Annotated in this window: 16 protein-coding genes; 13 read left to right on the forward strand and 3 right to left on the reverse strand. The window is 70.2% G+C overall.

Features of this window, described 5'->3' with window-relative positions; genetic code table 11:
* Positions 1-136: 136 nt before the first annotated feature.
* The gene (locus tag ACHMXE_RS27305) at positions 137-1273 is read right to left on the reverse strand and encodes an iron-containing alcohol dehydrogenase (RefSeq protein ID WP_203201007.1); all 1137 of its coding nucleotides are present in this window, start codon (positions 1271-1273) and stop codon (positions 137-139) included.
* Positions 1274-1355: 82 nt separating this feature from the next.
* Here ACHMXE_RS27305 and ACHMXE_RS27310 point away from each other — a divergent pair, with 82 nt between their 5' ends.
* From ACHMXE_RS27310 to ACHMXE_RS27320, 3 genes are read left to right on the forward strand one after another with little or no spacing between them, the layout of a single operon-like run.
* Positions 1356-2237, forward strand: coding sequence for a 2-keto-4-pentenoate hydratase (locus tag ACHMXE_RS27310; RefSeq protein ID WP_395352502.1), 882 nt, complete (start codon positions 1356-1358; stop codon positions 2235-2237).
* A 1-nt stretch (position 2238) separates the two neighbouring features.
* Complete coding sequence (locus ACHMXE_RS27315) at positions 2239-3201, forward strand: alpha/beta hydrolase (RefSeq protein ID WP_395352504.1); 963 nt, start codon at positions 2239-2241, stop codon at positions 3199-3201.
* A 35-nt stretch (positions 3202-3236) separates the two neighbouring features.
* Positions 3237-4097 carry a YbgC/FadM family acyl-CoA thioesterase gene (locus ACHMXE_RS27320; protein ID WP_395352506.1) on the forward strand — a complete coding sequence of 287 codons (861 nt, stop codon included), beginning with the start codon at positions 3237-3239 and terminating at the stop codon, positions 4095-4097.
* A 7-nt stretch (positions 4098-4104) separates the two neighbouring features.
* Here the strand turns inward: ACHMXE_RS27320 and ACHMXE_RS27325 are convergent, their stop codons facing one another.
* Both ACHMXE_RS27325 and ACHMXE_RS27330 read right to left on the reverse strand, forming a co-directional pair.
* Positions 4105-4893: a hypothetical protein gene (locus ACHMXE_RS27325; protein WP_395352507.1), complete on the reverse strand. Its 789-nt coding sequence runs from the start codon at positions 4891-4893 to the stop codon at positions 4105-4107.
* 329 nt (positions 4894-5222) lie between these two features.
* Positions 5223-6155 carry a YgfZ/GcvT domain-containing protein gene (locus tag ACHMXE_RS27330; protein WP_395352508.1) on the reverse strand — a complete coding sequence of 311 codons (933 nt, stop codon included), beginning with the start codon at positions 6153-6155 and terminating at the stop codon, positions 5223-5225.
* A gap of 156 nt (positions 6156-6311) precedes the next feature.
* Here ACHMXE_RS27330 and mltG point away from each other — a divergent pair, with 156 nt between their 5' ends.
* The 10 genes from mltG to ACHMXE_RS27380 all read left to right on the forward strand — a co-directional run bounded on the left by mltG (position 6312) and on the right by ACHMXE_RS27380 (position 14351).
* Positions 6312-7334 carry an endolytic transglycosylase MltG gene (gene mltG, locus ACHMXE_RS27335; RefSeq protein ID WP_395352509.1) on the forward strand — a complete coding sequence of 341 codons (1023 nt, stop codon included), beginning with the start codon at positions 6312-6314 and terminating at the stop codon, positions 7332-7334.
* A complete protein-coding gene (gene tmk, locus ACHMXE_RS27340; protein WP_395352510.1) occupies positions 7331-7993 on the forward strand; it encodes a dTMP kinase in 663 nt (220 codons plus the stop codon). The genes mltG and tmk overlap by 4 nt, the downstream gene beginning before the upstream one ends.
* Positions 7990-9003: a DNA polymerase III subunit delta' gene (locus ACHMXE_RS27345; RefSeq protein WP_395352511.1), complete on the forward strand. Its 1014-nt coding sequence runs from the start codon at positions 7990-7992 to the stop codon at positions 9001-9003. Before tmk ends, ACHMXE_RS27345 begins: the two co-directional genes overlap by 4 nt.
* Positions 9000-9416 (forward strand): PilZ domain-containing protein, encoded by a 417-nt coding sequence (locus tag ACHMXE_RS27350; RefSeq protein ID WP_281080618.1) that lies wholly within the window; start codon positions 9000-9002, stop codon positions 9414-9416. The genes ACHMXE_RS27345 and ACHMXE_RS27350 overlap by 4 nt, the downstream gene beginning before the upstream one ends.
* Positions 9417-9488: 72 nt before the next feature.
* On the forward strand, positions 9489-10295 hold the full coding sequence (locus tag ACHMXE_RS27355) for a TatD family hydrolase (protein ID WP_203201000.1): 807 nt from the start codon (positions 9489-9491) through the stop codon (positions 10293-10295).
* Positions 10295-10960 carry an ankyrin repeat domain-containing protein gene (locus ACHMXE_RS27360; protein ID WP_203206189.1) on the forward strand — a complete coding sequence of 222 codons (666 nt, stop codon included), beginning with the start codon at positions 10295-10297 and terminating at the stop codon, positions 10958-10960. Before ACHMXE_RS27355 ends, ACHMXE_RS27360 begins: the two co-directional genes overlap by 1 nt.
* 161 nt (positions 10961-11121) lie before the next feature.
* The gene (locus ACHMXE_RS27365; protein ID WP_203200999.1) at positions 11122-11337 is read left to right on the forward strand and encodes a hypothetical protein; all 216 of its coding nucleotides are present in this window, start codon (positions 11122-11124) and stop codon (positions 11335-11337) included.
* Positions 11338-11770: 433 nt separating this feature from the next.
* Positions 11771-12403, forward strand: coding sequence for a hypothetical protein (locus tag ACHMXE_RS27370; protein ID WP_395352513.1), 633 nt, complete (start codon positions 11771-11773; stop codon positions 12401-12403).
* The gene (locus ACHMXE_RS27375) at positions 12400-12993 is read left to right on the forward strand and encodes a phosphatase PAP2 family protein (RefSeq protein ID WP_395352515.1); all 594 of its coding nucleotides are present in this window, start codon (positions 12400-12402) and stop codon (positions 12991-12993) included. The genes ACHMXE_RS27370 and ACHMXE_RS27375 overlap by 4 nt, the downstream gene beginning before the upstream one ends.
* A 71-nt stretch (positions 12994-13064) precedes the next feature.
* Positions 13065-14351 (forward strand): acyl-CoA dehydrogenase family protein, encoded by a 1287-nt coding sequence (locus tag ACHMXE_RS27380; protein WP_395352517.1) that lies wholly within the window; start codon positions 13065-13067, stop codon positions 14349-14351.
* The last annotated feature ends 3 nt before the right edge of the window (positions 14352-14354 follow it).

Here is a 14354-nt window from a genome sequence, read left to right on the forward strand (position 1 = left end):
GGCGGGTGCGGGTCGTCGAGGCCAGTCTAGGAAGCCCTCATGTCATCGACATGACGCGATGGCGCATGCGGCGCGAAAAAGCCGCATGCTTAAGACGAACTGCTTATAAGGCCGGAGCGCTCGCCCCGGCCGGGCCTCACATCGAGGCTTCGAGCATCGCGCGGTAGTCGTCGCGCGTGGCGAGCCGCGGGTTGGTCTTGTGGCAGTGGTCGGCCATCGCGCCGTCGATGATCTGCTCGAACAGCGCGGGCGTCACGCCCACTTCGGCCAGGCCCTTGGGCAGGCCCAGGCGCGCGCTCATGTCGCGGATCGCATCGCCGAGGTCGCCGGCCGAATCGAGGTGCATGGCCTGCGCCATGCGCTGCAGCCGCTGCTCCTTCTGCACCGACTCGGCACCGGCGTTGAAGTGGATCACCGCGGGCAGGAACAGCGCGTTGAGCGTGCCGTGGTGCAGGCGCGGATCGACGCCGCCGAGGCTGTGGCTCAGCGAGTGCACACAGCCCAGGCCCTTCTGGAACGCCATCGCGCCCTGCATCGAGGCGCTCATGAGGTTCAGGCGCGCCTCGCGGTCGCTGCCGTCCTTGGTGGCGCGTTCGATGTGGCCCCAGGCGCGCTCGAGGCCGTCGAGGCCGATGCCGTCGGCCGGCGGGTTGAAGGCGGCCGACATGAAGGTCTCCATGCAGTGCGCGATCGCGTCCATGCCGGTGGCGGCGGTCAGGCGCGGCGGCAGGCCGAGCGTGAGTTCGGGGTCGCAGATCGCGGCCTTGGGCATCAGGAACCAGCTGTGGAAGCCGAGCTTGCGGTGGTCGTCGACGATCACGATCGCGCCGCGCGCGACCTCGCTGCCGGTGCCGCTGGTGGTGGGCACCGCGATCAGCGGCACCGCACGGTCGGTGATCTTCGGCGAGCCGCCCTCGATGGTGGCGTAGGTCTTGAGCGGGCCTTCGTGCGTGGCCGCGATCGCCACGCCCTTGGCGCAGTCGATGGCCGAGCCGCCGCCCACGGCGATCAGGCCGTCGCAGCGGCCGCCGCGGTAGAGCTCGACGGCCGCGCGCACGGCGGCCTCGGTCGGGTTGGACGGGGTCTGGTCGAAGATCGTGACCTCGAGGTCGGCGATGGCGTCGATCGCCTTCTGCAGGATGCCGGCCGCGCGCACGCCGGCGTCGGTCACGATCAGCGGGCGGTGGATGCCGATGCGCGCGCACTCGCTCGACAGCAGCTTCACCGCGCCGAATTCGAACTGGATCTGGGTCAGGTATTGGATGAGGGCCATGGGTGGGGGAGGGGTTCCGGAGCTTGCGGGCAGTACGATGGCGGACCATCGAATCTACCGAAACTATCAGGAGGGAGGCACCTTGCACACGAAGAAAACCCTTGCCGCTGTCGCGCTCGGCACAGCGATCGCCGTGCTGTCCGCCGCACCGGCGCTGGCCGCCTGCCTCAGCGACCAGCAGGTCGCCGATTTCGCGGCCGCGCTCGAGGCCCACCGGCCCGCGGCCGACCTCGAGAACGTGGGCGAGACCGACGCCTCCTGCACGCGCGCGAAGCTCAATGCGCTGCATGCGCGCAAGCTCGGCCCGGTGATCGGCTACAAGGCCGGGCTCACCAATCCCGCGGTGCAGAAGCGCTTCAACTACGACCAGCCGGTGTGGGGCGTGCTCTACCGCGACATGGTGCTCGACACCGGCGCGGTGGTCGATGCCGCCTTCGGCGCGCGGCCGCTGTTCGAGGCCGACATGCTGGTGCGCGTGAAGAGCGCCGACATCAATGCCGCGAAGACGCCGGCCGAGGTGCTCGCCGCCATCGACCAGGTGATCCCCTTCATCGAGCTGCCCGATCTCGCGGTGCAGACCCCGCCCAAGCTCGGCGGGCCGGGCCTCGCGGCCATCAACGTGGCGGCGCGCCTGGGCGTCAGGGGCGTGGCGATCGACGTGCCCGCCGACGGCGCGGGCCAGGCCGCGCTGCTGCAGAGCCTGCGCGACATGACGGTGGTGATGAAGGACGGCGCCGGCAACGAACTCGCGCGCGGCAAGGGCTCGGACATCCTCGAGCATCCGCTCAATGCCGTGGTGTGGCTGGCCGGCGCCCTTGCCAGGGAAGGCATCGCCATGAAGCCCGGCGACCTCGTCAGCCTCGGTTCCTTCTCGCCGCTGCTGCCGCCCAAGGCGGGGCAGACGGTGCTCGTGACATACGAAGGCCTGGCGCGCGCCCAGCCCGTGGTCGTTTCCTTCAAGTGACATGACGACGAATCCCTCCGCACAACTTCCCCATCCGCTAACCGCCAAGATGGCCAGCGTGGTCGAGCGCATGGCGCGCGCCGGCCACCCTTCGCTCGACCAGCTCACGCCCGACGAGGCCAAGGCCTCGTACGAACGCGGCGCGGGCGTGCTCGAGGTGCCCAAGCCCGAGCTCGCGCGCGTCGAGGACTTCGAGATCGCCGCGCGCGACGGCCATGCGATTCCCGCGCGGCTCTACGCGCCCTCGGCCGAGGTGCTGCCGGTGCTCGTGTACTTCCACGGCGGCGGCTTCACGGTCGGCAACATCCGCACCCACGACACGCTGTGCCGCGTCCTCTGCAAGAAGAGCGGCTGCGCCGTGGTGTCGGTCGAATACCGGCTCGCGCCCGCGCACAAGTTCCCGACCGCTTCCGACGATGCGTGGGACGCCTTCGCCTTCGTCGCGCGCGAGGGCGCGAGCCTGGGCCTCGATCCCGCGCGGCTCGCGGTCGGCGGCGACAGCGCGGGCGGCACGCTGGCCGCGGTCTGCGCGATCCTGGCGCGCGACGCGGGCCTGCCGCTGTCGCTGCAGCTGCTGATCTACCCCGGCATGACCGGCCACCAGGACACCGAGTCGCACCGCCGCTATGCGCAGGGCCCGCTCTTGACCAAGGCGCTGATCGACTACTTCTTCGGCCAGTACGTGCGCAGCCCGGCCGACCGCGACGACTGGCGCTTCGCGCCGCTGATCGCCGACGACGTGGACGACGTGGCACCGGCCTGGATCGCGCTGGCCGAGTGCGACCCGGTGGTCGACGAGGGCATCGCCTATGCCGACAAGCTGCGCGCCGCGGGCGTGCCGGTCGACCTCGAGATCTACCGCGGCGTGATCCACGAGTTCCTCAAGATGGGCCGCGCGGTGCCCGAGGCGCTGCAGGCACAGGACGATGCGGCCAAGGCGCTGCGCGAAGCGCTGCGGCCCTGACGGCCCCGATTTCATTTCTCCTGGAGACAACAAGAATGCAACGCAGTGATTTCCGTTTCTTCCACCGCCTGCGCGTGCGCTGGGCCGAAGTCGACATGCAGAAGATCGTCTTCAACGCGCACTACCTGATGTACTTCGACACCGCCATCGCCGACTACTGGCGCGCGCTCGCGCTGCCCTACGAGGAGGCGATGCATTCGCTGGGCGGCGATCTCTACGTGCGCAAGGCGACCATCGACTTCCGCGCCTCGGCGCGCATGGACGACGTGATCGACGTGGGCATGCGCTGCGCGCGCATCGGCACCTCGTCGATGACCTTCGAGGGCGGGCTGTTCCGCCAGGGCGAATTCCTGGTCGGCTGCGAGCTGGTCTATGTGTTCGCCGACCCGGCCACGCAGACCTCGAAGCCGGTGCCGGCCTCATTGCGCGCGATCCTCGAGGGCTTCGAGGCCGGCGAGACGATGCGCGCCATCGACACCGGCGACTGGGCCACGCTCGGCGTGGGCGCCGCGGCGCTGCGGCGCGCGGTCTTCATCGACGAGCAGAAGGTGCCCGAGGCGATGGAGTGGGACGAACACGACGCGGCCGTGCCGCACGTGGTGGTGCGCAACCGGCTCGGCCAGGCGATCGCCACCGGCCGGCTGCTGCCGGCACAGGACGGCCGCTCGATGATCGGCCGCATCGCGGTGCATCGCGCGCTGCGCAGCGGCGGCCACGGCGTGGCGGTGGTGCAGGCGCTCGAGGCCGCGGCCCGGGCGCGCGGCGATGCGGAGATCGCGCTCCATGCGCAGCGCAGCGCCGAGCGCTTCTACGAACGGCTCGGCTATGCGGCGCATGGCGAGCCCTTCGTCGAGGCCGACATCCCGCACATCGAGATGCGGCGCGCGCTGCGCTGAGCGCCTCTCAGTAACGCGGCGGCGGATCGGGCACGTAGCCCGCCTCGGATTCGGGGAACGGCGTGGGCCCCGCGGGACGCGGCCAGCGCGGCGCCGGGTTGGCCGGGATCACGCCCGCTGCGACCAGGTTCTCGCGGCTGTCGTAGCGGATGCGCACCACTTCGTCGGGCGAGGAGCGCAGGCGCTCGAAGGTGGTGTGGCCGACGTACGAGGTCTCGCGGCGGCCATGGCCGGTGCCGAGGCTGGGCGCGGGCTGGCTGCGCGATTGCGCCACGGCGGATTCCGACGGAGCCGCGCTGTCGGCCGAGGGCGCCGGCGCCATCGACTTGTTGCGGGCCTCGAATTCGCCGCGCGGCGCCGACTCCTCGCGGCTGTAGCCGTCGCGGCGCGGATACGGCATCGGCACGGGCGGTGGGGGCGGCGGTGCCACGCGCTCGCGGAACACCGCGACGCCGATCACGCCGACCTCGTCGGGCCGGCCGGTGCGGCTCGCATACGAATTGCCGTTGGCGGTGAATTCGAAGGCCGCGATCTGCGAATCGCTCTTGCGCCAGCCCGCGATGTCGGCGCGCTCGCCGCCCGAGAGCACGTAGCCGTTCTGCTGCACGCCCGCGGTTTCGCCGGTCAGCACGTTGACGCCGTCGACCGACATCACGGTCATCAGCCGCTCGCCCATGCGGTTGCGCAGCCTCAGCGCATAGCGCGCGCCGGGACGCCCGGCCACCCAGTACTCGCCGTTGGCGCGGTAGATCGGCAGCTCGCGGCCGGTGGCGCGGTCGACCACGCTGACTTCCATCAGGCCGCCGAGGCGGTCGACGGGCGAGGGCGGCAGGTAGGGGCGCGCCGGGGTCTGGGGTACAGGCCGAGAGCGCGGCCAGCGCGAGGGCGGTGGAGAAGAATCTGCGGTTCATGGAGGTCTCTCTTTCCTTGCCGGAAGTGGTCGGTGCAGGCTTCTACGGCGCACCGGCGGCAACGGGGTTAAGAAACACGCACAAAAAAAGGCGCTATCGGAAAGATAGCGCCTTGCGCCCGAACGACGGGCGGTGGAAGCCCAAAACGCCTCACTGATTGGGCTTCAAGCTGCAGCGCGGTGCCGGTGGTCGGCGCCCGGTGCTGTTCGGAGACTCAGATATCTTCGAGCAGCGGATAAGGCAAAGGTTCCACCTGGAGCGCCGGGCCGCTGGCCGAGGCCGCATGCAGGCCGCCGGCCTCGAGCGCGGCGATCTGCATCGAGATCAGCGCGGCCCAGCCGCCATCGGGCGCGGGCGCGGCCTGCGCGACCGTGCCCACGGGCTGCTCGGCGTCGCTGGCGGCAAAGACTTCCTGGCCGGCCGCGACTTCGCCGTCGGCCTTCACGAGGTAGGTGCGGCGCTTGAGCGTGCCGCGGAACTGGCTGCGCGCCACCACTTCCTGGCCCGGGTAGCAGCCCTTCTTGAAGTTGACGCCGCCCACCGACTCGTAATTGATCATCTGCGGCACGAAGGCCTCGACCACCGGCGTGGTCAGCGTGACGATGCCGCTGCGCACCTCGCTCCACGACCACAGCGCCGCGTCGAGCGCGGCACCTTGCGGCGCGGCGCTGCCGGCCGGCGCCAGCCAGAGCGCGCGCGGCACGCCGTCGGCCGGGTAGAGCGAGATGGCGCTGCCGCCCTCGATGCCTTCGATCGCGCGGCGCTGGCCGGGCGCGGCCGAGGCGTCGAGGCCGTTGGCGGCGAGCGCGGTGCCCGCGAGGCCGAACAGCGCGAACTGCTCGCTCGCGTCGCTGAGCTTGGCCTTGGCGCGCAGCACGTACATCGACAGCCGCTTGAGCGTGGCCGCCAGGATGTCGCGGCTGCAGACCAGCAGCACGAGATCGGGCTGCGGGCGGATGCCGATGAAGCTCGCGATCACGCGGCCCTTGGCGGTGCACAGCGCCGCCAGGCGGGCCTCGGCGGCGCCGAGCAGGGAGAAATCCTGGGTCAGCTGGCCATGCAGGAAGGCCGCGGCATCGGGGCCCTCGGCACGGATCACGCCCAGATGGGCGAGGGGCGCAACGCCATTGAGAACGACTGTGGTCATCGCTGAATTATCATGGCCGGGCCTGATTCGTCGGGACCGCGGCGACGGCAGCCTTTCTTGTTGCAGGGCCACCGCCTTGTCGGGCCGCCTCTTATTTCGCGTTCGCCCCGCTCAGCCCCTTTCATCGCTTCCTTCCTCCGCTCTTCCATCGGATCCGTGCGCCGCTTCATCCTCACGCTCTTCCTGCTCGCTGCCCTGGCCGCGCTGGCCGCCGGTGCCGGCGGACTCTGGTGGGTGCACCAGCCGCTCAAGCTGCCGGCACCGAACGTCGATCTGTCGGTCGAGCCCGGCACCACGCCGCGCGGCATCGCCCAGGCCGTGGCCGATGCCGGCGTTGCGGTCGACCCGCAGCTGCTCTACCTGTGGTTCCGCATCTCGGGCCAGGACCGGCAGATGCGCGCCGGCAGCTACGAGCTCGACCGCGGCGTGACGCCCAAGCTGCTGCTCAACATCCTGGTGCGCGGCGAGGAAGCCACCCGCAGCCTGGTGCTGGTCGAAGGCTGGAACATCCGCCAGGTGCGCGCGGCGCTCGCCAAGGCCGAACAGCTCAAGCCCGACAGCGTGGGCCTGAGCGACGAGGCACTGATGGAAAAGCTCGGCCGGCCCGGCCAGCACCCCGAAGGGCGCTTCTTCCCCGACACCTACACCTATTCGAAGGGCTCGACCGACGTCGCGCTGCTGCAGCGCGCCATGCGCGCCATGGACAAGAAGCTCGAGGCCGCCTGGGCCGCGCGCGCGAGCAACCTGCCGCTGCAATCGGCCGAGCAGGCGCTGATCCTCGCGAGCATCGTCGAGAAGGAAACCGGCAAGGCCGCCGACCGGGCCGAGATCGCGGCCGTCTTCAACAACCGGCTGCGCATCGGCATGCCGCTGCAGACCGACCCGACCGTGATCTACGGCATGGGCTCCGCCTTCGACGGCAACCTGCGCAAGAAGGACCTGCAGACCGACTCGCCCTGGAACACCTACATGCGCAACGGCCTGCCGCCCACGCCGATCTCGATGCCCGGCAAGGCCGCGCTGCTGGCGGCCGTGCAGCCCGCGCAAAGCAAATCGCTGTATTTCGTCTCGCGCGGCGACGGCACCAGCCAGTTCAGCAGCTCGCTCGACGACCACAACCGTGCCGTCAACCGCTACCAGCGCGGCGGCGGCACTCCTGCGACGAAGGCAGCCCAATGAACGCTGGCGGACTCTTTCTCACGCTCGAGGGCATCGACGGGGCCGGCAAGTCCAGCCACCTCGATGCCTTGCAGGCGCTCTTCGAGGGCCGGGGCCGCGCGGTCACGCGCACGCGCGAACCGGGCGGCACGCCGTTGGCCGAAACGCTGCGCACGCTGATCCTCGAACAGCCGATGGACCCGCTGACCGAATCGCTGCTGGTGTTCGCCGCGCGGCGCGACCACATCGTGCAAGTCATCGAGCCGGCACTGGCGCGCGGCGACGTGGTGCTGTGCGACCGCTTCACCGACGCCACCTTCGCCTACCAGGGCGGCGGCCGCGGCTTCGACGCCGAGGTGCTGTCCACGCTCGAGCGCTGGGCGCAGGCCGGGCGCGGCGGGCAGTCCGAGGCGACCCTGCTGCAGCCGCACATCACCTTGTGGTTCGACCTCGCGCCCGAGATCGCGGCCCAGCGACTGGCCGGCGCGCGCGTGCCCGACAAGTTCGAGGCCCAGCCGGTCGAGTTCTTCCGCAAGGTCGCGCATGGCTATGCCGAGCGCGCGGCCGCCGATGCGGCGCGCTTCGTGCGCATCGATGCGAGCCAGAGCCGCGACCAGGTCTGGCAACAGGTCGAGGCGGCGCTGGTGGCGCGCGGCCTGGCCGGGGGAGGGCGCGCATGAGCGCGGCGGAACTCTCGCCGTGGCTGCGCCAGCCGCTGGTCGAGCTGCTGCGCCAGCGCGGCCACGCCTGGCTGCTGCAGGGGCCCTCGGGCCTGGGCCAGTACGACCTGGCGCTCGCGCTGGCCTCGGCCTGGCTGTGCGAGCAGCCGACGGAGGAGGGCGCCGCCTGCGGCCATTGCCCGAGCTGCCACGCCATCGAGGTCCGCACCCATGCCGACCTCTGCGTGCTGATGCCCGAGGTCGCGATGCTGGACCTGGGCTGGCCGCTCGACGAGAAGGCCCAGGCCGACATCGACGACAAGAAGCGCAAGGCCAGCCGCGAGATCCGTGTCGAGGCGATGCGCGACGCGGTCGGCTTCGCGCAGCGCACCAGCGCGCGCGGCCGCGGCAAGGTGGTGCTGGTCTATCCGGCCGAGCGCATGAACACCATCACCGCCAATGCGCTGCTCAAGACGCTCGAGGAGCCGGTGGGCGACGTGCGTTTCGTGCTCGCGAGCGAGGCCGCCTGGCAACTGCTGCCGACCATTCGCAGCCGCTGCCTCGGCTTCACCTTGCCCTGGCCCGACACCCAGCAGGCCGAGGCCTGGCTCGCGGGGCAGGACGTTCCCGCGGCCGATGCCGCCGCCCTGCTGCGCGCAGCCGGCGGACGCCCGAGCGATGCCCTGCGGCTCGCGCGCACCGGCCAGTCGCCCAAGGCCTGGGCGCTGCTGCCCAAGGCCGTGCTGCGCGGCGACGTCGGTGCGCTGGCCGACCAGGCGCCGGCGCAGGCGGTCGGCGCGCTGCAGAAGCTCTGCCACGACCTGATGGCCGTCGGCAATGGCGCCGCGCCGCGTTTCTTCGAACCCGGCGACCTGCCGGCCGCGCCGTCGCGGCTCGCGCTGGCGCGCTGGTCGAAATCGCTGGCCGCGTCGGCCCGGACCGCGGAACATCCGTTCAATGCAGGACTCATGCTGGAAGCGCTCGTGAGCGAAGCGCGCAGCACCCTCAACTCAGCCGCTCGCCGCCCATGAACCAACCCGCAGCCCCGTCCGCCAACTCCGCAGCAGCCTCTGCCGCCGCCAACGCCGCGGGTGGCGCCACGCCGCACCGGCCGAGCGTCATCCAGCTCGCGATCAAGGAGAAGGGCGCGCTCTATGCGGCCTACATCCCGCTGTTCTCCGAGGGCGGCATCTTCATTCCGACCTCGCGCGAATACCGGCTCGGCGACGACGTCTACGTGCTGCTGACCCTGCCCGAGGACCCGCAACGCTACCCGGTGGCCGGCAAGGTCGCGTGGATCACGCCGGCACGCGCGGCCGGCAGCCGGGCGCCCGGCGTGGGCATCCGTTTCCCGTCCGACGAGAAATCGCGCCAGCTCAAGGCCCGCATCGAAGCCGCGCTGGGCGGCTCGATGGCTTCCGACCGGCCGACGCAGACGATCTGACCTCCAGGGCGGCCCGGCCGCCTCTTGCGCTCGCCAGTTTCCGGCTCCCTTCGTTTCCTCAGATTTCTGGCGATGTTCACCGACTCCCACTGCCACCTGACCTTCCCCGAATTCGCCGACCAGATGGACACGGTGCGCGCCGCCATGGCCGCCGCCCAGGTCGACCGGGCCCTGTGCATCTGCACCCGGCTCGAGGAGTTCGATGACGTGCAGGCATTGGCCGCGCGCTACGACAACTTCTGGGCCAGCGTGGGCGTGCATCCCGACACCGAGGACACGCTAGAACCCAGCGTCGACGACCTCGTGCGCCTGGCCGCGCGGCCGCGCGTGGTGGCGATCGGCGAGACCGGCCTCGACTACTACCAGATGGAAGAACGCAAGGGCGGACGCAGCATCGCCGACCTAGAGTGGCAGCGCGAGCGCTTCCGCGTGCACATCCGGGCCGCCCGGCAGACCGGCAAGCCGCTCGTGATCCACACGCGCGAGGCCTCGGCCGACACCATCGCGATCCTCAAGGAGGAGGGCGAGGACGGCTCCGCGGGCGCGGCCGGCGGTGTGTTCCACTGTTTCACCGAAACCGCCGAGGTCGCGCGCGCCGCGCTGGACCTCGGCTTCTACATCTCCTTCTCGGGCATCCTGACCTTCAAGAAGGCGCAGGATCTGCGTGACGTGGCGGCCTTCGTGCCGCTCGAGCGCATGCTGATCGAGACCGACAGCCCGTACCTAGCGCCCGTGCCGTACCGGGGCAAGACCAACACGCCGGCCTACGTGCCCTACGTGGCGCGGCAGATCGCCGAACTGCGACAGTTGCCGGTCGAGGCCGTGGCCCAGGCGACCAGCGACAACTTCGAAACACTGTTCAAGGGGGTTCGACAATGATGAAGAAAAACTTCAAGAAGCTCGTTTATCTGTCTGTTTTTGCAGCAGTTTTTTCCGCACATGCAGGGTCTTTCGAGGACTTCTTCCGCGCCGTGCGCGCCGACAACCCGAGCGGCGTTCGCAGCCTGCTGCAGCGCGGCTTCGATCCCAACACGCGCGACGAGCGCGGCCAGACCGGCCTGTTGATCGCGCTGCGCGAGCCGTCGCCGAAGGTGATCCAGGTGCTGCTCGAATCGCCGCAGACCAATGTCGAGCTGCGCAACGCCAAGGACGAAAGCCCGTTGATGCTCGCCGCCATCAAGGGCCAGCAGGATCTGGTCACCCAGCTCATCAAGCGCGATGCCGACATCAACAAGCCCGGCTGGACGCCGCTGCACTACGCGGCCACCGGCGGGCACGTGGCGATCATGAAGCAGCTGCTCGACAACTTCGCCTTCATCGACGCACAGTCGCCCAACGGCACCACGCCGCTGATGATGGCCGCGATGTACGGCTCGACCGACGCCGTGAAGCTGCTCTTGGCCGAGGGCGCGGACGTCACGATGAAGAACCAGCTCGGCATGACCGCGGTCGATTTCGCCAACCGCGCCAATCGATCGGAAGCCGCGTCGTTGATCGCGGCGACATCGGCAGCGAAACCGGTGCCGAAGGATGGCAAGTGGTAGGCATCTGTTAATAAAGTAGTCGTTTTTGCTGCTGACGGTCGTTAACTGTGACTTATTTCATGGTCGAACCGGTAAGAACTTGATGAAGCTTGTGTGATTTGGAAACAGGCACGAACAGAATGAGGGCTTCGATGAAGCCTTTTTTTCTGCCCGGAGCATCCATGCAAGTCACCATCCAACAGATCGGCGGCGGCGCCCTGGCATGGCAGATGTCCTTGCTCGCAGCCATCCTGATCGCCGGCACGCTCGCGGGCTGGCTCCTGTACCTCGTCATCCGTGCCGGCGTGCGCGACGGCATGAGCGAAGCGCTGCGTCGGCGCCGGCAGATCAGGCAGGCGGAGCTCGCGATGGATGGCGGGATGAGCACGCGGGATTGAAGCGCCGCGCGGGCCGAATGCGGCGAACTTCCGCTTCTCTGCTTTTCCGTTTAATCCGCACAATGTGCATTATGTAAAATCAATGATCTTGTTGTCTGCCCGAATGGCAGCCGAGCGACGGCAAGACTGTTGATGAATATTGGGGAATCCGAAACGCGGCAGCGGCAACCGCCCCCATCTCGCTCCTCCCGATCGAACCCGCAAAGAAAAGGCGCCCGGCACGAAGCCGGGCGCTCAAGAACCCGCAGTTGTGGCTGCAGGTGCCCCAAGCCAGGGAGGAGGAGTCGCTCGGGACTCGAGGATGCTGACCCTTCGAGATTTCCCTCGTTGTCGGACGGCGCCGATAGTTCGCCCCGTCGAGCAGGCCCCCAAACTCGCACGAGTTCGGCGAGTACTCATATTCTGTTCATATTTGCGCCCTAGCATCCGCCGCATGCTGCTGGCCAGGCTTCGCCGATGGATCGACGCACACCGATGCATCGGGTGCGTGATCGGTCTTTGGCTGGTGCTGCTGCACCCGTTCATCTCGGCGCATTTCCACAGCGACGGGCTCGAGGACGAGCCCGGCCTCAAGGTGCGCAACGCCGGCGAGACCGTGCGCTTCGAACCCGACGAACGCGTCGGTCATGCGCGAAGCCTCGAGACCACCGTGTTCGCGCAGGCGTCCTGCTGCACGGTCATGGTCAATGCCGTGAGCGCGGCTTTCGATGGCTTCATGGGCGTCGTGCTCGCGCTGCTGCCGTTGACCATCGCCATGGTGACCGGCCTGGCCGGTGCCCGCCACGAACCGCCGCGGCGCGTCAGCGCGCGGAGTGGGGCGCCTCCCCCTGCCCCGCCCCTGGCTGCGCCTGCCGCCGACCACGGCACCGCCGGCGATCGCCTGACCCTTCCGGCGGCGCACCCGCGCCGCATCCATCGCTTCCCTGACGCCCGGCGCGGCAGGGCCGCTTCACTTCGCCCACGAGGCTCCTCCATGTCCTTCGCCCACCCGCGCGCAAGCCGCGCCGGACGCGCACGCCCGCGCGCCGCCGTCGTTGCGTTCCACCCGTTCCGGGAGGCCGCATGAACGCATTCCACCTCGACCTGCTGCAATGGCTCGCGGCCGGCACCCAGCCCACGCCGTGGCTGCTGGCGATCGCCGTCGGGCTCGCGCTCGGCGGCCCCTGGCTCTCCACGGCCGTGATCGGCGCCGCCGCCTGGCGCCGGCCCGGCCATCGCGCCTACATCCTCTTCGTGCTCGCGGGCGCCGCGATCACCGCCATGCTGTGCCAGGAGATCGCCGCGCGCATCAACGTGCCGCGGCCGTTCATCACGGGCCTGGTGCCGGCCTACATTCCGCACGGCGCCAGCGCGTCGCTGCCGAGCACGCATGCCTCGGTGATGTTCATGGTGGCCTTCGCCTTCCTCGCGCGGCCGGTGCTGCGCGCACCGGGCATCGCGCTGTTCGCCGTGGCCGCCGCCACGGGCTGGGCGCGCATCCACGTGGGCGTGCATTTCCCGCTCGACATCGCGGTCGGCCTGCTGTTCGGCGCGGTCATGGCGGGTCTGCTGGGCGCGGCCTGGTGGATGCTGGAGCTCGGGGCACAGCAACTCGCGCTTCGCATGCCGGGCCTGGCGGGCAAGCGCTGGCCGGCGATGCCCCGGCCGCGCGCCTGAGCCGCGCGGCATAAGAAAACTCGAAAAGCGCATTTCCCAATCGAAGGGCACGGCTGCAAAGTCGTTGCCCCATGGAATCCCTCACGCATCCGCCGCGCACCGCGCCCGGCAACCCGTCGCCCGTGGCCGTGCCGCCGCGGGCCCCGCAACCGCCGTCCTACGACCAGCTCGCCGACCGCTTCCGCCCGATCTTCGCGCGCATCGCCGAAGGCGCGGTGCAGCGCGAGAACGAACGCCTGCTGGCCCATGAGGCCGTGGCCTGGCTGGCCCAGGCCGGCTTCGGCGCGCTGCGCGTGCCGGTGGCCCAAGGCGGGCTCGGCGCCTCGGTCGAGCAGTTCTTCGACCTGCTGATCGAGCTCGGCGAGGCCGACTCCAACCTGCCGCAGATCCTGCGCGCCCACTTCGGCTTCATCGAGCGCCTGTTCGCCGAGATCGATCCCGCGCTGCACGGCCCCTGGCTGCGACTCGCGGCCGACGGCGTGATCTTCGGCAACGCCACCACCGAACTCGGCGAAGGCCCGCTCGGCCAGATGCAGACCACGCTGCGCCGCGACGGCGACGGCTGGCGCCTCGAGGGCGACAAGTACTACAGCACCGGCACGCTCTACGCCGAATGGATCGCGGTCTCGGCGCAGCGCCACAACGACGACGGCAGCAGCGACCGCGTGATCGCGCTGGTGCCCTCGGAAGCGCCGGGCGTGGAGCGCGTCGACGACTGGCGCGGCTTCGGCCAGCGCCTGAGCGCCTCGGGCACCACGCGCTTTCGCAACGTGCGCGTCGATCCGGCGCACGTGCTGCTCTACGTGCGCGACCAGCCCACGCCACTGACCGCGCAATTCCAGCTCACCCACCTGGCCACCCTGGCCGGCATCGCGCGCGCGATCGTGCGCGACGCGGTCGACTTCGTGCAGCCGCGCAAGCGCGTCTACAGCCACGGCAGCGGCAGCACGCCGCGCGAGGATCCGCTGGTGCAGCAGGTCGTCGGCCAGCTCGCCAGCACGGCCTTCGTCGCGAGCGCGACGGTGCAGGCGGTGGCGCGCACGCTCGGTGAGATCGACCGCCTGCGCCAGCGTGGCGAAGCCATCCCCGAGCAGTTGCTGTTCCAGGTCGAGCTCGAGACCGCCAAGGCCCAGGCCGGCATCGTCGATGCGGTGCTGCAGGCCGGCACGCGGCTGTTCGACGTGGGCGGTGCCTCGGCGCTTCAGGAGGACATCCGGCTCGACCGCCACTGGCGCAACGCGCGCACGCTGGCCTCGCACAACCCGACCATCTACAAGGGCCGCGTGGTCGGCGACCACCTGCTCAACGGCGCGCGGCCCACCTTCTACTGGGCCGTGGGCGCGAACGTCGCGTCCTGAACG

It is taken from the genome of Variovorax sp. UC122_21, assembly GCF_044056785.1.
Lineage (GTDB): Bacteria > Pseudomonadota > Gammaproteobacteria > Burkholderiales > Burkholderiaceae_C > Variovorax.